Annotated in this window: 23 protein-coding genes and 3 pseudogenes; 17 read left to right on the top strand and 9 right to left on the bottom strand. The window is 39.7% G+C overall.

Features of this window, described 5'->3' with window-relative positions; all coding sequences use genetic code 11:
- Positions 1-22 precede the first annotated feature (22 nt).
- Positions 23-337, bottom strand: coding sequence for a hypothetical protein (locus AC0L6R_RS15280; RefSeq protein ID WP_473271964.1), 315 nt, complete (start codon positions 335-337; stop codon positions 23-25).
- 664 nt (positions 338-1,001) lie between these two features.
- On the opposite strand from AC0L6R_RS15280, the gene pyrF reads away from it, so the two are divergent.
- From pyrF to AC0L6R_RS15240, 8 genes are all read left to right on the top strand, one after another.
- On the top strand, positions 1,002-1,817 hold the full coding sequence (gene pyrF, locus AC0L6R_RS15275; protein ID WP_473271963.1) for an orotidine-5'-phosphate decarboxylase: 816 nt from the start codon (positions 1,002-1,004) through the stop codon (positions 1,815-1,817).
- A 100-nt stretch (positions 1,818-1,917) separates the two neighbouring features.
- Positions 1,918-2,838 (top strand): DUF2851 family protein, encoded by a 921-nt coding sequence (locus tag AC0L6R_RS15270; protein ID WP_473271962.1) that lies wholly within the window; start codon positions 1,918-1,920, stop codon positions 2,836-2,838.
- 113 nt (positions 2,839-2,951) lie between these two features.
- Complete coding sequence (locus AC0L6R_RS15265) at positions 2,952-3,179, top strand: DUF2851 family protein (protein ID WP_473271961.1); 228 nt, start codon at positions 2,952-2,954, stop codon at positions 3,177-3,179.
- Between the two features lie 92 nt (positions 3,180-3,271).
- A complete protein-coding gene (locus AC0L6R_RS15260) occupies positions 3,272-3,907 on the top strand; it encodes an acetyltransferase (protein ID WP_283412231.1) in 636 nt (211 codons plus the stop codon).
- Positions 3,908-3,963: 56 nt separating this feature from the next.
- Positions 3,964-4,554 carry an oxygen-dependent tRNA uridine(34) hydroxylase TrhO gene (gene trhO / locus AC0L6R_RS15255; RefSeq protein ID WP_473271960.1) on the top strand — a complete coding sequence of 197 codons (591 nt, stop codon included), beginning with the start codon at positions 3,964-3,966 and terminating at the stop codon, positions 4,552-4,554.
- Between the two features lie 84 nt (positions 4,555-4,638).
- Positions 4,639-4,941 (top strand): hypothetical protein, encoded by a 303-nt coding sequence (locus AC0L6R_RS15250; RefSeq protein WP_473271959.1) that lies wholly within the window; start codon positions 4,639-4,641, stop codon positions 4,939-4,941.
- 8 nt (positions 4,942-4,949) lie between these two features.
- On the top strand, positions 4,950-5,567 hold the full coding sequence (locus AC0L6R_RS15245; protein WP_473271958.1) for a phosphorylase family protein: 618 nt from the start codon (positions 4,950-4,952) through the stop codon (positions 5,565-5,567).
- 22 nt (positions 5,568-5,589) lie between these two features.
- Entirely contained in the window at positions 5,590-5,778 is a 189-nt protein-coding gene (locus AC0L6R_RS15240) for a hypothetical protein (protein WP_473271957.1), read from the top strand.
- Positions 5,779-6,465: 687 nt separating this feature from the next.
- On the opposite strand, the gene AC0L6R_RS15235 is transcribed toward AC0L6R_RS15240, so the two are convergent.
- The 5 genes from AC0L6R_RS15235 to AC0L6R_RS15215 all read right to left on the bottom strand — a co-directional run bounded on the left by AC0L6R_RS15235 (position 6,466) and on the right by AC0L6R_RS15215 (position 8,823).
- Positions 6,466-6,852 carry a response regulator gene (locus AC0L6R_RS15235; RefSeq protein WP_473271956.1) on the bottom strand — a complete coding sequence of 129 codons (387 nt, stop codon included), beginning with the start codon at positions 6,850-6,852 and terminating at the stop codon, positions 6,466-6,468.
- Positions 6,798-7,103 (bottom strand): sensor histidine kinase, encoded by a 306-nt coding sequence (locus tag AC0L6R_RS15230; protein WP_473271955.1) that lies wholly within the window; start codon positions 7,101-7,103, stop codon positions 6,798-6,800. Before AC0L6R_RS15230 ends, AC0L6R_RS15235 begins: the two co-directional genes overlap by 55 nt.
- A gap of 6 nt (positions 7,104-7,109) precedes the next feature.
- Positions 7,110-7,457, bottom strand: a complete 348-nt coding sequence (locus AC0L6R_RS15225) for a histidine kinase (protein ID WP_473271954.1) — start codon at positions 7,455-7,457, stop codon at positions 7,110-7,112.
- Between the two features lie 308 nt (positions 7,458-7,765).
- On the bottom strand, positions 7,766-8,563 hold the full coding sequence (locus AC0L6R_RS15220) for a hypothetical protein (protein WP_473271953.1): 798 nt from the start codon (positions 8,561-8,563) through the stop codon (positions 7,766-7,768).
- On the bottom strand, positions 8,557-8,823 hold the full coding sequence (locus tag AC0L6R_RS15215) for a hypothetical protein (RefSeq protein ID WP_473271952.1): 267 nt from the start codon (positions 8,821-8,823) through the stop codon (positions 8,557-8,559). Before AC0L6R_RS15215 ends, AC0L6R_RS15220 begins: the two co-directional genes overlap by 7 nt.
- A 294-nt stretch (positions 8,824-9,117) precedes the next feature.
- On the opposite strand from AC0L6R_RS15215, the gene AC0L6R_RS15210 reads away from it, so the two are divergent.
- From AC0L6R_RS15210 to AC0L6R_RS15175, 8 genes and pseudogenes are all read left to right on the top strand, one after another.
- Positions 9,118-9,270 (top strand): hypothetical protein, encoded by a 153-nt coding sequence (locus AC0L6R_RS15210; protein ID WP_473271951.1) that lies wholly within the window; start codon positions 9,118-9,120, stop codon positions 9,268-9,270.
- 22 nt (positions 9,271-9,292) lie between these two features.
- Entirely contained in the window at positions 9,293-9,721 is a 429-nt protein-coding gene (locus AC0L6R_RS15205) for a carboxypeptidase-like regulatory domain-containing protein (protein WP_473271950.1), read from the top strand.
- The gene (locus AC0L6R_RS15200) at positions 9,681-10,619 is read left to right on the top strand and encodes an outer membrane beta-barrel protein (RefSeq protein ID WP_473271949.1); all 939 of its coding nucleotides are present in this window, start codon (positions 9,681-9,683) and stop codon (positions 10,617-10,619) included. Before AC0L6R_RS15205 ends, AC0L6R_RS15200 begins: the two co-directional genes overlap by 41 nt.
- Entirely contained in the window at positions 10,594-11,556 is a 963-nt protein-coding gene (locus AC0L6R_RS15195; protein ID WP_473271948.1) for an outer membrane beta-barrel family protein, read from the top strand. The genes AC0L6R_RS15200 and AC0L6R_RS15195 overlap by 26 nt, the downstream gene beginning before the upstream one ends.
- 28 nt (positions 11,557-11,584) lie before the next feature.
- Positions 11,585-11,980, top strand: a complete 396-nt coding sequence (locus tag AC0L6R_RS15190) for a DNA alkylation repair protein (protein WP_473271947.1) — start codon at positions 11,585-11,587, stop codon at positions 11,978-11,980.
- Entirely contained in the window at positions 11,931-12,095 is a 165-nt protein-coding gene (locus AC0L6R_RS15185) for a DNA alkylation repair protein (protein WP_473271946.1), read from the top strand. The genes AC0L6R_RS15190 and AC0L6R_RS15185 overlap by 50 nt, the downstream gene beginning before the upstream one ends.
- Positions 12,059-12,277 (top strand): DNA alkylation repair protein, encoded by a 219-nt coding sequence (locus AC0L6R_RS15180; protein WP_473271945.1) that lies wholly within the window; start codon positions 12,059-12,061, stop codon positions 12,275-12,277. Before AC0L6R_RS15185 ends, AC0L6R_RS15180 begins: the two co-directional genes overlap by 37 nt.
- A 182-nt stretch (positions 12,278-12,459) precedes the next feature.
- A pseudogene (locus tag AC0L6R_RS15175) lies at positions 12,460-13,001 on the top strand (nitroreductase family protein).
- Between the two features lie 68 nt (positions 13,002-13,069).
- Here AC0L6R_RS15175 and AC0L6R_RS15170 read toward each other — a convergent pair.
- On the bottom strand, positions 13,070-13,288 hold the full coding sequence (locus AC0L6R_RS15170) for a DinB family protein (RefSeq protein ID WP_473271944.1): 219 nt from the start codon (positions 13,286-13,288) through the stop codon (positions 13,070-13,072).
- Positions 13,289-13,308: 20 nt separating this feature from the next.
- On the bottom strand, positions 13,309-13,503 hold the full coding sequence (locus AC0L6R_RS15165) for a hypothetical protein (protein ID WP_473271943.1): 195 nt from the start codon (positions 13,501-13,503) through the stop codon (positions 13,309-13,311).
- 185 nt (positions 13,504-13,688) lie between these two features.
- Between AC0L6R_RS15165 and gldD the strand changes: the two are divergent.
- Positions 13,689-14,245: pseudogene (gene gldD / locus AC0L6R_RS15160) on the top strand (gliding motility lipoprotein GldD).
- Positions 14,246-14,264: 19 nt separating this feature from the next.
- Here the strand turns inward: gldD and AC0L6R_RS15155 are convergent.
- Positions 14,265-16,046, bottom strand: a pseudogene (locus tag AC0L6R_RS15155) (sodium:solute symporter family protein).
- Between the last annotated feature and the right edge of the window lie 213 nt (positions 16,047-16,259).

The following is a 16,259-nucleotide window of genomic DNA, read 5'->3' as shown; positions in this document are numbered from 1 at the left end:
TTACACTTATTGAAATATATAATCACTTACGTATTTCTGTAATAATACCAGACTTAACATCGACTAATAATATGATTGAGTCTTCATCATCATAGACCAATCCTTTATCCGATGTAGTTATTCTTATAACTCCATATTTCTCTTTTGTCTCATAATCTGTTTCAATTTCCAGTTCATAGGATGGAAATAGCTTTGATACCGATGAATGAGAGTCTCCTATTTTTATAAAATCTTTACCATTTCCAATAGAGAATTTGGAATCTTTCAGGTGGAATGCATCCATTTTTTCACCTAGGAAATAGAATTCATTTTGCCCATAGGTGATTAGTCGCGCCATCTTTTCATCCATCTCATAATAGAAGTCTTCATTCTTGTCGGGATTTGGGAATTCTTCTAAAAACGAGGAAATAGTAGTATTTGGAAAGCTAAATTCTTTGTCAGATGATTCGGATTACTTGATGATGAGATAGGAAATTTCGAAGGTCGGTATAGAGGTGTTAGGATTATACCCTTGGACTTGACTATATGAAGTTGAGTGGAAGGAGAAAACCAGAACTATAAAAATCAAGAAATACTTTTTTCTGAACCCCAGTAATTTTTGGTTTGTGACTCTCTTATTTGATGCCTCATAATTCATCCGTTTGATTTTTGAACATATTTATTGAAAAAATGTGCTAACCCAATAACTATAACCCCTGACGAAAAGAATGAACCAATGAACTGAAACCAAATGGGTTCCGAACTAGGAAATACCAAAGCATACATGAAGTCGAAGATCAAGAGGAAAATAAAGGTTACAATTAGCCGTACTTTAAATCTTTTGTCAAGCCTTTTAAACATATCAATAATTTGTTTAAGATTCTAAAGTAGTTTATTCGCTGTTTAGTTCAAACTATTTAAATGGGTAAAGTAAGTTTTGTTCCAACCATCTTTTCTGAGAAGATTCTCATGTCTTTTCTAAGCCATTTTCGTTCCCTACCTTTGCCAAAATCCCAAACTCCATGACCAGAGCAGAGCTTTTCTCCCAAATCCAGAAAAAATCATCCTTTTTGTGCGTAGGACTTGATGCAGATATCCATAAAATTCCTAAACACCTGAAACATGAGCCCGATCCTATTTTTAGTTTTTGCAGGGAGATTATAGAAGAAACTGCCGACTATGCAGTGGCCTATAAGCCGAATATTGCCTTTTTCGAAGCATTGGGGCCAAAGGGTTGGGAGACTCTTGAAAAGGTAAATGAACTTATCCCAGAGGAAATTTTCACTATTGCAGACGCAAAACGAGGTGATATTGGAAATACTTCGAAGCTTTATGCCAAAGCATTCTTCGAGAAAATGGACTTTGATTCGGTGACAGTTGCACCCTATATGGGAGCGGATAGCGTGACCCCATTTTTGGAGTTTGAAGATAAATGGGTAATTCTCTTGGCCTTGACATCGAATGCGGGTTCCATGGATTTCCAGTTGATCAAAGACGAAAATGGCAAACCTTTATATCAAACGGTTTTGGAAAAAAGTCAGGAATGGGGCACTCCTGAAAACCTCATGTATGTGGTTGGCGCCACACGCGGAGAGCTAATCGGAGAGGTCAGAAAGGTTGTTCCTGAAAATTTCTTTTTAGTTCCTGGAGTAGGTGCCCAGGGCGGAAGCTTAGCGGATGTTGCAAAGTATGGCATGAATTCCACTTGTGGGCTTTTGGTGAACTCAAGTAGAGGGATCATATATGCTTCCGGAGAAAAAGATTTCGGAATAGCAGCGAGAAGGGAGGCATTGAAGCTGCAACAGGAAATGGAGACTTTATTAGAGAAGTACCTTTAATTAAGTATATCATCGGCTAATATTTTGAAAGTCAGGGTTTCCTGACTTTTTTGTTTTTTAGTTTTTGGTTAAATTCACTTGACTTTTAATCGATACTTTTATGACTTTTAAGGAAGACTTTTTACAGCTAGTCTGGAAATACCAATACTTCGAAAAGGCGAAACTACATACTACAGCTGGCGATGAGTTGAAAATAATCCAAGTTGGATTTCACAATCAGAGCGAAGGACCGGACTTCCATGATTCCGTGGTGGTGATTGGAGGAGTAATATTTCATGGTCATGTGGAGGTGCACAGATTGGCTAGCGAATGGAAGCAGCATTCCCATGGTGGAAATCCAGCTTATAATTCCGTAGTGTTACACGTAGTTTGGGAGGATGATCTTGAAGTGCTTCGAAATGATGGAACTGCAATGCCCACTTTAGAGCTGAAAGGATTGATTTATTTGGATATCTGGAGAAATTATGAGCGGATGCTGGATTTCAAATCGGACCTCCCTTGTGCACATGGGTTACGTGAGGCTCCAGAAATTGTCAGGTTTTCTACACTAGAAAAAGCTTTGGTAGAAAGACTCCAAGAAAAATCTACGTTGATTCTGCAAATTCTTAAGTCTACAACTGACAATTGGGAAGAAACAGCTTATCGATGGCTATTCACCTGCTTTGGCTTTAAGAAGAATAACGAAGCCATGAGTGAATTAGCTAGGTTGGTACCTTATAAAATTCTCCAAAAGCACAGGGATCAATTGCCAGTATTGGAAGCTTTATTGTTAGGCCAATCAGGTTTGCTTCCTTCAGAATCGGAAGAGCCCTATGTACAATTTTTGATTCGTGAATATGATTTTTTTTGTAAAAAGTATGGATGGGATTCTCCAATGAAGCGTCAACATTGGACCTTTATGGGAGTGCGTCCAAGTAATTTCCCCACACTCAGAATCGCTCAGTTAGCAGCGATTTTATCTAAGGCTCCAAATTTACTTCAGTCTGTGATGCTGGGTTCTCATGTATTTCGCAGGTTTTAAAAAATTGCTAAAAGTGAAATCGAGCGATTACTTGCAGTATCATTATAGTTTTGGTAAACCTTCAGAAAGGCAGACAAGCTCCGGAATTTCCACTTCAGCTTTAGAGCTCTTTGGTGATCAATCATGTAATTCCGCTATGGTTTGCTTATGGACGATATTTCGAAGAGCCAGACTGGCAAGAGCGCTGTTTCGATCTCTTACAGGAGGTTTCTGCGGAGAATAATCATATCATTCGAAGATTTCAATCGTATGGCTGGCTGGCCCAGAATTCCTTTGATTCCCAGGGAAATGATAGGGCTGTACAAGAATTATTGCCAGCCAAACAAATGCCTCCAGTGTAAAATTGCCCAAGTGCTGATCAAATCAGAATCCAAATGATTTTTGGGTAAGCCAGTGAATTCCTGTATTTTTGCAGCCTGAATTGCAGAAAACTATGGAAAAACCAGTTATAATTTTTGGTGCTAAAGGCATCGCACATCCAGCACTTGAGATTTTCAACAGTAACAATGTAGTTGTGTATGGATTTTTGGATGAGGACGAAAAAATCCACGGAGCAGAGATCAATACGGTTTCAGTTCTTGGCAATCCTGAGGATGACGGTTTCTTAAAGTTAATCGGTCAGAAGACAGAAGCATTTGTAGCCGAAGAAAATCCTAAATACCGCAAATTCTTAGTGGAATTGTTGAATGATCGTCGCAAGGTGCAGCCGGTGAATGCGATCCATCAGCGTTCTTATATTTCCACTGACGCTATCATTGGTCATGGTAATTTCATCAATGCCAATGTAAATATCGGAGCCGGGGTTGAAATTGGAAGCCACTGTATTATCAATTCGGCGGCAGTGATTGAACATAAAGCTAAATTAGGCGACTTCGTCCAAATTGGTGCTGGATCGGTGATCAATTCCGATGTGATAATAGAAGAAGGAGCTTTCATTGGCTCAGGAGCTACTATTGTGTCTGGAGTTACGATTGGTAAAAATGCCCGAGTAGGCGCTGGATCAGTAGTAATAGCTACGGTTGGCTCGAATGAAACTGTTTTTGGTAACCCAGCAGCAAAAGTTAAATAAATTAGAAATTTCAAATTATAAATCCCTAAACACCCTGCCGCAACAGGGCTACAGTTATGGAAAACAAAAACTATCAAATTCTCCTTTACTACTGCTACGCAAAGATTGAAAATCCTGAAGAATACCGCGAGCAGCATCACCTATTTTGTATCGAAAACAACATTCGAGGCCGCATCATTATCTCTGATGAAGGGTTGAACGGTACAGTTTCCGGCTTGGAAGAAGACTGTGAGAAATACATGGCTTATATCCATGCTGATCCGCGTTTCGCAAAAACTGAGTTCAAAATAGATTCTCATAATACCCATGCATTTACCAAAATTCATGTGCGCTACAAGCCTGAGATTGTCCATAGTGCTCTAAGACATCTGGATCCTAATGTGAGAACAGGCAAGCATCTTGATCCGGAGGAATTCAAGAAATTGAAGGATCAGGAAGATGTGGTAATCTTGGATGTACGTTCTAATTACGAACATGAGCTTGGACGCTTTAAAAATGCCTTGACCCTTGATATTGATAACTTCCGTGATTTCCCTGAGAAAGTGAAAGAACTGGAGCATCTGAAAAACAAGAAAGTATTGACTCATTGCACCGGAGGAATCAAGTGCGAAAAAGCTTCTTCTTTTTCTTTTAGAGCAGGGTTTTGAAGATGTGTACCAACTTCATGGAGGGATCATCAAATACGGCAATGGAAGCTGGAGGCGAAGATTTTGAAGGCAACTTAGCCTCACGTGTTTGACAATCGAAGAGCCGTAGATGTGAATAAGGTGGTAACACCCAAAGTTGTGTCTAAATGCCACGTGTGCGGCACACCTTCGGATCGAATGGTAAACTGTGCCAATCAGACTTGTAATGCACACGTCCCGATGTGTGAAGAATGTGGCTGGGAAATGGAAGGCGCCTGTTCTACAGAATGCAAAGAAAACCCGGAAAAAAGAGCCTATGACGGTACTGGGTATTACCAAAAAAATACCAATGGTTACAATCCATATAAAGGCCTTGTCCGTAAAGCCAAAGAAAAATCAAATGCTTAACTTGTAGTGTGAGCAGACAAATTCCAGAATCCGAATTGATATTAAATGCTGATGGAAGCATTTATCATTTGCATTTGAAGCCAGAGAACCTGCCTTTGGTTTTTACAGTTGGTGATCCCGACCGGGTTTCACTTGTGTCCAAATACTTCGATCAGATTGATTTCAAAGGGAGTAAGCGTGAATTTGTGACGCATACCGGGAGACTGAATGGTAAAAGAGTGACTGTGATGAGCACGGGTATGGGGACTGACAATGTCGAGATTCTGATGACTGAATTGGATTCTTTAGTCAATGTAGATCTGAAAACACATACTGTAAAGCCAACGGAGACCAGTCTCGAAATTATCCGCTTAGGTACTTCTGGAAGCATGCAGGCAGATTTGCCAGTTGGAAGTCTGCTGGCATCTGAGATTGCAATAGGTTTAGATACATTGATGCAGTTTTATCCAAAACTTGAGGGTAATCAAGATTGGGCATTAGTAGTGAAACAGACGCTCGATCTGGCTTTTGTACCTGATCAAGCTTCCGCTTCGAGTGAGCTTGTGCAAAAATTACCCACTGAATTTCATCGTGGTGTCACGCTCACTGCACCTGGGCTTTTATGCTCCACAGGGCAGGGAAATTAGGCTTAAGCCAAAGATGGAGAATATGATCCAACGACTGGCCGATCTGAAAGTAGATGGATTGAAAATGACCAATTTCGAGATGGAGACTGCTGGCTACTATGCTATGGGGCAACTACTTAACCACCGAATGCTAAGCTTAAATGCCATAGTAGCAAATCGGCCAAGTGGGGAGTTTGATAAAAAGAAGCTGAAAAAACCGTGGATCGTATGATCCGCGCAGCCCTAAAAGTTTATTGTTGAAAAAATCACCCTTTACGCTTGGAATTGATTGTTGAAAATGGGCTTTTCTAATTTAAAGTCCTCCCATTCATGGTAATCAATATCCTGAATTATTTTGTTCATAAAGTCTGCACATTCTTGCTTGCATAGGTAGATGCCAAGTGATTCATTTCTATTGACAAGAATGTTTCTGCCGCTCGTCCGGAAAGACTGTACAAGGTCTTTCCAGGAACCTAAGACGAGTAGCTCATCACGATTTTTTATGGTTTGGATTACTTTAAAATCCCCTTAAAACGCTTGATATTTTCATATCTTAAAAAAATCTTTGTGAAGAATTATTTAACCAAACTTACCCAATAAAACAGCGTAGCTCAATACGCGGTAATACGTATTTTTTTTCATTTGGATTATAGCAAAAAGCTATTAGTCAATAATTTCACGATTCTTTTGAGCCCATATCAGCAAAGAATTGTGCTTTTTTTCAAGTTGAAGCCTTTGCAATCATATTGCTCCTGTGCTTTTCAACTGTTCGTTCAGAAATAAAAAAGTTCGTCAGCGATATCTTTGGTAGAAATCCCTTCGGCGATTAAATCTTAGTATCTTTACTTCAGATGGAGTTGTAGTGGATTCTCATCTCTGGCGAATTTGTTTTTCTTTTATCCCTTCAAAAATTTTCTCGCTAAAAAAATGCCCTCCTTCCAAAACGATAGAGATAGCTTTGGAGAGATCTTCTAAAGCAAATTCCTTCAAAATATAAGCCGATAGGTTTAGCTCTTTTGCCTGATGATAAAGAATATAGTTCCTTATGAAGGGTGAGTAAAATGACTTTCGTATCAATCCCTAATGTTTTGCAATCCGAAGCAATTTCAAGCCCAGTTTTAAAGGGCATTTCCATGTCTATAATGGCAAGTCGTGGCTTCATTTTCATAATCAAGTCAAATGCTGCTTGTCCATCTTTTGCTATCCCAACAACATCCAATCCAAATTCACCCAGAAATTCCTGCAATCCTTTTAATAAGATCGGGTGATCATCTGCGATAACGACGGTGGGTTTTTGATTAGACATAAACAATAAAACTTAAGCTGGTTCCGACTCCCCTTCTCACTGTTGATTTTCATACTTCCATTTAGCGCAGCGATACGTTCTTTAAGGGTTTTTAGTCCAAGACTTTGAAAATCATTGAATTTCTCAGAAAAATCAAAACCTTTTCCATTGTCTTCAATTTTCAACTCTACTCTGTTTTCAAATTCATTAAGTAATACGCGCAATGCACTTGCTTGAGAGTGCTTCAGGACATTATTAATCGATTCTTGCAAAGATTCTTATACAGTTCGAAGTTCCTCATCTTTGTGCAGGACACCCTTCAACTCTTCAATTTCAGAAGATACAAAGATGTCGGTTTCATTATCGATCTGATCAAGTAAATGTTCGGCTGCTTTGCTTAGTCCAAGCTTTTCTAATTGCATAGGGTGTAGAGACCTGGCGTATTCGATCTTAATTCGCTCATCGCTCGTATCCAGCAGCTCACCTGTTGTATTGTCTTTTGACAGCGCAACTTTGTTTTTTATCAAAAGTAGGCTTTGGCCTAAGCCATCGTGAAGATCCTTTGATATACGAACCCGTTCGGCTTCTTGATTCTTGAGTAGCTCCTGGAAAAATCTTGATTGCATTTCTTTCTTTTTCTTCTCGTGCTGCAAATTTTTCCACAGAAAAATGACTACCCCTGCTATGATCAGTATAAAAACCATACACTCTTAATCAGCCTTAGTCTGGCCTGATTTTTCCGGCTGATAGATTCTATCTCTTGAGTTTTTGTTAGAATTTCTTTTTCCCTTCCTCCTCTGTTCTTTGATAAAGCGTTTGGAAATAGGAGAAAGTAGTGGCTTGATTGTAAAGCGAAAATTGAATCGGTGTAATGCGTTAATTTTTGCCTGATTTCAAATAATTTTTCTCTGATTGGCCCAATTCATTGTAAGTATCACCCAAGCTTGTAGGCTTTTATCAAATGATCCATGTTTTTTGATTCTCTGGCTGCATCTAAAGAGACATTGGCTAGTTGATTTGCGGTTAGAAAATTACCCTGAGAATATTCTAACAGCGCTTTTGCATTGAGGTAAACAGGGTTTGTAGTCGCTAGTTCAGGAACTTGGGATACCATATCTTGGGCTTGGGAAAAGAATTCTTTTTGCTTTACCAAATTTCCTTGCTCTCCATAGAAATTGCTAAGGGAAAGTTTGATTATACTTTCAGTGTAGAAATCCCGCGGATCAAACGGTGTCAAGGAATCTGCTCGGAGGAGATAGGTTTCTTGATCTTTTAATTTCCCCTGTTTTCCATAATCTTCGGCTTGATTGTATATCTGGATCGCTACATTAAAAATGCTTTCTTCTTGATACGTTGAGATCAAAGCGGTTCTGATTTTTTCAGCTTCATTAAAAATCGAAAATTTGCTAAAAAGAATAGCCATGCCTCCATCTACATAGTTTACATATTCTTTATCTCCAAGTTTGGAATAAATATCTCTCGCCTGCTGATAATCTTGCATACTACGAAGTAGCTCCCCCTTGTAATCCCTCGCTTGACCTCTAAAAAAATAAGAGTCTGCGATAAAAATGGAATCCTCTTCAGTAAATCTATCTATGGCATGTCCATATTCCACAATCGCAGAGTCAAATTGCTCGTATCCAAAATATTCGCCGGCTAATTTTAGGTGGAGGTTTCCTTTATCTTCGGATTTACTTAGCTCGTTTTCATGGGTAATGGCCTTTTTCAGCATTCCTTCAGTTGAGGATCCTGAACTGAAGGTGAAGAATGATCTACCATCTTAAGCACATAATCTGCCATCAGGTCAAACTTACCTAGTTTCTCACTTTGAATGATTAGCTTCTTTAGATAGACACCGGCTAAGGAATCTCCGGGTTCGGTAGCTTCAAATAAAGTTGCTAAATGTGAGAGGTCTGTTTGCTGAATGGTGTCTTGAGTAGCTTGGGCTATAGAGCGAGTGCTAATTAGTATACAGGCTAGCACACAGCTCATTAAGAAAAACAATCTAATCATTTTTAAAGATAGGTAAATGATTCACTAGCTGGTCAATAATATCCAAGGGAATAAAAAAATCCTAACGCATGAGAAAATCCTTACCGTTTGAACTGATAATTTTCTCATTATACAGACATTTTTCCATATAACATGTTTTGTCTTAAAAAGTAAAACCTTAGTGCTTTTTAGAAGTTAATACATGTGTGTTCAATTGTAAGATATTGACCTTAAAGGTTTTAAAAATCAGCCTCTAAATTTGCAAATTTTAACTTCTATTTTCTATCTATTCTTATGACTAAATATTCACCGTTAGTTATTCTTTTTATTTCAGTAGCCTCCTCTAGTGTATTCGCTCAGGAAATCCGCATCAAAGGAAAAGTTATGGATGGCAAACGTGAATCTGCCTTGGAGTTTGCAAATGTTGCTTTGACTTTCCCCCAATGATTCCGCACTTGTCACAGGAGGAATGAGTGAGCTTGATGGAAGCTTTGATTTTACAAGCCCTGCAGGAGAGTATATTTTGAGGGTGGGTTTTATTGGTTACTTGGAGTTCTATGAGAAAATCACTCTTAGTGAAAACAAAAACTCAGTAAACTTGGGAACGATCACGCTGGAAGAAGATGCTCAAAATCTCGATGAAGTGGTGGTAGAAGGTGTGACCTCCATGTTTGAATCTGACATAGATAAACGAACCTATAATGTGGAAAACAGTATCGTGGCAGAGGGTCAAACTGCGTCACAGCTGCTGAGTACACTCCCCTCGATTCAAGTAGATGATGAAGGTGGTATCACCATGCGAGGAAGCGGAAATATATTGATTTACATCAACGGACGCCCGTCCAATCTTTCCGGTGATGATACCGAAAGTATTTTGTCACAGATTTCCTGCAAATAGTATAAAATCGGTAGAACTAATAACCAACCCATCCTCTCGGTACGATGCTACTGGTGTTGGCGGGATTATAAATATCGTGTTGAAAAAGAACGAAAAGACAGGGTTTAATGGACAGTTGAATGCTTCCATCGGCACAAGAGAAAAATATCAAGCCGGTGTTAATCTGAATTATGGGACAGAGAAGGCTAATTTCTATGCTTCATATAACTGGCAAGATCGCCGTCAGATAGAAACTGGAGAGGGTTCACGAACAAATTACCTAGAGGGATTTTCTCCAAGTTTGGAGCAAGATCAGGATGGATATGAATTGGAAAAGACGCATCTGATACGGGCTGGTGTAGATTACAATGTTTCAGAAAGAGGATTGTTAGGAGTTTATTTTCAGGGCAATTTCGATGATGAAGTTGAGTATTCAGATGTAACCCAACTCAATATCAGTCAGACTGGCTCAGTAGATTCGAGTTTTGTTCGGCAAAACAATGAATGGAGCTCCAGCGGAAATTACGAAGGGGGGATTAATTATACTTTAAATTTTGATAGCCTTGGTCAAAAGCTCTATACCTCGTTTTCATACTCTTACGACAACCGCTCACAAACTGACTACTCCAATCAAGAATATTTTGATGCTGACGGCAATTCTGACCCGGTTAAGAGGCTGATTCAGACAAATGATAGACCTAGAACCAGTAATCTCTATGTGGCGCAATTGGATTATGAGAAGCCTTTTCAAAATGGAGCTTCCATAGAAACAGGGCTAAAAGCTACATTGGGCAATTGGCAATGGAGTCAGGAATTTGCCCAAGGCGATCAGTTTACAGATTTTGATCCAGTTGTGGTAGATACGTTGTCGGATACCTTTGATTTTGATGAGTATGTATACGCTGGATATTTCACCTGACAGAAATACCAAGGGGAAATTTGGTTATCAGCTAGGTCTGAGAGGGGAATACACCGAGACCCAAGGAGAAACAGTGAGAAATAATGAAAGCATTCCAAATAATTATTTCAATGTATTTCCTAGTGCATTTTTTAGCTACACAATAGCTCCAGAAAATGAATTGACTTTGAACTATACCCGGAGAATCTCCCGGCCGAGCATTTGGGATTTGGCACCTATTTACAGAGTGAGGGATCAGTATAACTTTAGCATAGGTAATCCTTACTTGCAGCCGGAATTTACCGACAGCTATGAAGTTGGCTATATGAAGGGTTGGGAAAAATATCTCCTTAACGCCACCGTTTACCATCGCTACAGCACTGATGTAGAAACTAGGATTACCATTTTGACCGACGATAATGTGGCAATACAAAGTCGGCAAAATGCAGATACCAGGTCCAGTACGGGTTTTGAGTTGATCAATCAGATTCAGGTATCCAATAATCTGGATGCTACCTTGACGGGGAATTTATTTTATTCTCGAATCAACGCGGAGAATATTGAGGAAAGTTTCAGTAATGAAAATTTCAGTTGGACTTTAAACCTGCTTGCCAACTGGTTGATCCCAAATTGGTTTAATGTACAGTTTCAAGGAAATTACCGTGGTCCGATTGTATTACCTCAAGGGCAAATAGAACCTCAGTATAGTTTGAATGTTGGTTTGCGAAAAGATATTTTTGATGGCAAAGCGACGATTTCTGCTAATGTTAGCGATATTTTCAATACTCGGAATTTTAGGATTACTACTAATAACCCCCGTTTTGATGAGAAGCGTGTTTTTCAGCGGGAAACTCGAGTGGGTACCTTGGCTTTTACTTATAGATTCGGTGGTTTTAAAGAAAAACCAGGTCAAAATGAAAGCCGCAGAGAAGGCGGTGATGGTGGAGATGACTTTTAGAAAAGCATAAGGTTTTCTATTTTTAACAATGAGTGAATTAACAGCGCAAGTAATTGCAGCTCTTTCTGACAAAGCAAATCCCGTAAAAGCCGCATTCTTTCCTAGATTTTTCAAATCAAAGCCAGGAGGATACGGCGAGGGAGATCAGTTTCTTGGAGTAATTGTGCCCGAACAGCGTAAAGTGGCTAAGGCGGTCTTCAAAGAAATCAGTTTTGAGGAAATAACTGTGCTCTTGCAAAATAAATATCACGAGGTCAGGTTGACGGCTATATACATTTTGGTATATCGATATCAAAAATTAAAGACAAATTCCGAGCAGAAACAGTTGGTTGAATTTTATTTGAGCAAACTTGATTATGTGAACAATTGGGGACTTGGTCGACAGCTCTTGCCATCATATTTTAGGTCATTACTATTTAAGTAAAGATAAGTCTCTTTTCTACGAATTAGCTGATTCAGGCCATCTTTGGAAGCAAAGAGTAGCAATGATAAGCTGTTATTATTGGATGCAAGAGAGAGGCATTTTGAAGATGTGTTAGCACTGGCCGAGAAACTCCTCCATCATGAGCATGATTTGATCCATAAAGCTGTTGGCTGGATGCTTCGGGAAGTAGGAAATGTTGATTTTGAAGTCGAAATGGAGTTTTTGAGAAAGTATTACAAGACGATGCCACCAACGGCTTTGCGGTACGCTATTGAAAAGTTCGAATCCGGGAATTGAACAACAGATTTGAAAAGGTGAACTCTAGCCTAAGTTTTTATCAAAACAAATTTTCTGTACGCAGAACCAATTTCCTTTCTTTGCACTTAGAAATACGAATACTCATAAAAAAGTAAAAAATACATGCAAAAGCCGATTTCAACATCGAAGAAGTAAATAAAATCATCCGAGGACGTAGATCCATGTTTGCGGCACAGTTCAAAGAAAATCATCCAATAGATGATAGCATCATCGAAGAAATCCTGAAAAATGCGCGTTGGGCTCCTGACTCCTAAATTAACTCAACCATGGAGATTTATAGTGTACACAGGTGAGGCTAAAGAAGTTTGCGGATTATCAAGCCGATATGTACAAAATGCGAGCTGAGAAGAACGGTACGCCATTTTTGGAAGGAACTTATGAAAAGTTCAAACAGCAGCCATTGAAAGCTTCACACATGATTGCTATAATTTTGAAAAGATCAGCAGGAATTCCACTGATGGAAGAGATTGCTGCAGTTTCTATGGCTGTTCAGAATATGTATTTAACAGCTTCGGCTCATGGTTTGGCGGCTTATTGGGGGACTGGTGGGCCTACTTTCTGGCAGGAAGCAAGAGAAGATTACGGACTCGAAGGTGAAGACACGCTTATGGGCTTTTTCTACCTAGCTAAGCCAGCTACGGATAATTGGCCAGAGGGCAAACGAGATTCCCTCGAAGAAAAAGTAGCTTGGGTAAGAGGATAATCTACTTATAAATGTAAAAGCGGCTATGAAATTAATCATAGCCGCTTTTTTATGCATCTAACTTGTTTCTAGAAACCCACAAAAGCTGGAGGCTCTGCTCCCTGTACCCTTAAGTAAGCAATCGCAGATCCTCTATGGTGAGTGCTATGATCCATCAGCAAAGCCATTACTTGGCGTCTAGTTACCTTGTTGCCAAATACTTCAATGGACTCAGCCGCATCTGCATCAGAAAGCGCATTCATTGTAGTAGTGCCGTAGTCATAGCATTTTGCAACGTAAGCGGCCAAATCAGCCTTTGAAGCAGTAGCTAGATCGATTGTTGAAGTCCAGGATCGCCTCCTTTTAGGAAGCCCTGAGAGATTCCTACGATTGCATTTCCAATGTGATGGATTTGCTCTTTGAAAGACATAGCCTCTGGATCAGTTTTGTAATCCATGCCAGAGTCAGGCATTTTGTTAAGCACATCAATAGTGAATTGCTTACTATTTTGCCATTTGCTCATAAACTCGTCCTTTGTCGTTTGCGCTGTGGCTGCTCAGGCAACCAACAGAAAAATGGCAAGTATCAAACTGCCTCGAGATGGTTTTTATTGATTTTTCCATTTGAATTGGGATTGGTTGTTTGGTTAAATTTCATTTATTCCCCAGCCAAATCAAACACTTTCTCTAATTCTTTAAGCATGAGGAAATATCTAGGGCTAGTTTTGATATTAGTAGGTACTGTTGCTCTGTGAGCAAACTTTACCTACCCAAACCGCCGGGCTATAATCGAATTGATTTGCCTGACCATTCATTTGAAAGGCTAACTACAGGGTATCCGTATCAAATTGATTATTCCATTTATTCGAAGGTGGAAGCAGATACTTTCAATTTGGCTGAAGAAGATTGGGTCAATTTAAATTATGAGGAGTTTGGGGCAAAGGTGCACTTAACTTATAAGCGAATAGATGGAGACAAGGTTAATTTTAAAAAATTATCCAACGATGCCTTTCGACTGACAGCACAGCATCAAGTGAAGGCTTATGGAATAGAGGAAGCAGTACTTTTAACGCCTGAGGGGTATACAGGAGTAGTTGCTGAGCTCACTGGAGAGGTGCCTACGCACTTTCAGTTTTTTGTAACTGATCTCTGACGCAGAATTTTTTGAGAGGTGCCCTGTACTTTAATACGGCTATGAAAAATGATTCTCTTGCTCCGGTAATAGAATTCATCAGAGGAGGACATGGCCCTGACTCTGATGGGTGAATTCAGTAAAATTTGTGGATTAACTCAATTTTTTCCAGGATCTGATGTGATAATGACACCACCAGCTAGAGCAATTGCTCCGGCGATAAATCCTCCCAGCAAATTGCCGTAAATAAAGAAACCAGTGGAAAATAAGGCTGCATAAACCATCACGGAACCAATCATCATTAGTCCGATTTCTTTTGGTAGTTGTCCGATAACTTGCTTCTCAGCAGGATATCTATCCAATACTTTTTTCCAGCCAAATGCAGCTGGAGTGACTTTTCTATAAAAGGAAAGTAGTACTTCATCCTTCTCTGGAGCAGTCATGAACGTTACGATCAACCATCCAATAGTGGTAATACTTACACTATAGATTAGCTTCAGGTAAGCTTGATTTTCAGGGATCATGATCCAGTTTGCTTTTGGGTTGATAACCTCAAAGAAGATCGCTACTACAAAGGAAATCGCCATGGCGGAGATCTCGGTATAAGCGTTAATTCTCCACCAGAACCATCTCAGAATAAAAATCAGACCAGTTCCTGCGCCAATTTGAAGTAATATGTTGAATGCGTCTAAAGCACTGGAAAGGGCTAAAGCTAGTATTGCTGACAGCATCATGAGCACAACAGTGGAGATTCTACCTACAGCCACCAACTCTTTGTCGGATGCTTCTGGCTTCATAAATCTCAGGTAGAAATCATTGACGATGTACGAAGATCCCCAGTTCAAATGCGTCGAAAGGGTAGACATCACTGCAGCAATTAAGGATGCTAGAACAATACCTATTAGACCTGTTGGCAGGTAAGTCAACATAGCCGAATAAGCTAAATCATCTCCCAATTTATCTGCTGGGATATTTGGAAAAGCTGTTTGTAGATCTGAGATATTTGGGAATATAATCAAGGATGCTAGTGCAATCAGAATCCACGGCCATGGTCGCATGGCGTAGTGGGCGATATTGAAAAACAACGTAGCACCTATTGCATTTTTTTCATCTTTGGCAGAAAGCATACGCTGAGCGATGTATCCTCCTCCTCCAGGCTCAGCGCCTGGATACCATGTTGCCCACCATTGGATAGCGATTGGCATCAAGAAAAGTGGGATGTATGCATTCGGATTAGAGAAATCAGGAAGGAAATCAAGTTTACCAGCTACATTTTCGTGGGTTAACAGATTGTTCAAACTACCAATCTCCGGAAGGTCAATGATAAAATATGCTGCTCCGAACGAGCCTATCATTGCGATAAAAAACTGGAAGAAATCTGTGAGCAATACGCCCTTTAAACCACCAAGAGAGCTATATACTACGGTTACAATAGATGCAATCAACAAAGTTTGAATAGGGGTAAGTCCAAGCATTACTCCGCCTATTTTAATCGCGGCAAGTGAAACGGTTGCCATGATTACCACATTGAAGAAAACGCCAAGATAGATTGCTCGGAATGCTCTCAAGAAAGCTGCTCCTTTGCCCGAATAGCGTAATTCGTAAAACTCTAAGTCAGTAGTCACTTCAGATCGTCTCCACAGTTTGGCATAGACAAATACTGTCAGCATGCCAGTAAGTAAGAATGCCCACCTACTGCCCAGTTACCGGCAACACCGTTTTTTCTCACGATGTCAGTCACCAAATTTGGTGTATCTGCTGAGAAAGTAGTTGCTACCATTGATACGCCCAGCAACCACCATGGCATGTTTCTCCCCGATAGTAAAAAATTCTTTGGCAGAAGACCCTGCCTTTCCCGACGTGTAAAGCCCTATTAGGAGGGAAATGACAAAGAAAGCAGCAATGATCGACCAAGTCTATGGCGGTAACATTCATAGTATATTGGATTAAGGAGTTCTTCAAATTTTTTCGAAAATAACTTTCTACTTAAATGATAAATTTTGCTAAATGTATTTATTTTCTATCAAACAGGAAAAGACTTTACCGAAGATTACACAGAATTTTGGCAAGTCGGCTCTTCTGCAATATAAAATGTGCTTTTACTTTTAGTAAGAAAATCCATTTTTGTCAACAATGAGGTATAGATGG

The organism is Algoriphagus sp. 10J20-15 (assembly GCF_055809615.1).
Note: the sequence above shows the minus strand (reverse complement) of the source record. Positions and strands in the feature narration are given on the sequence as shown.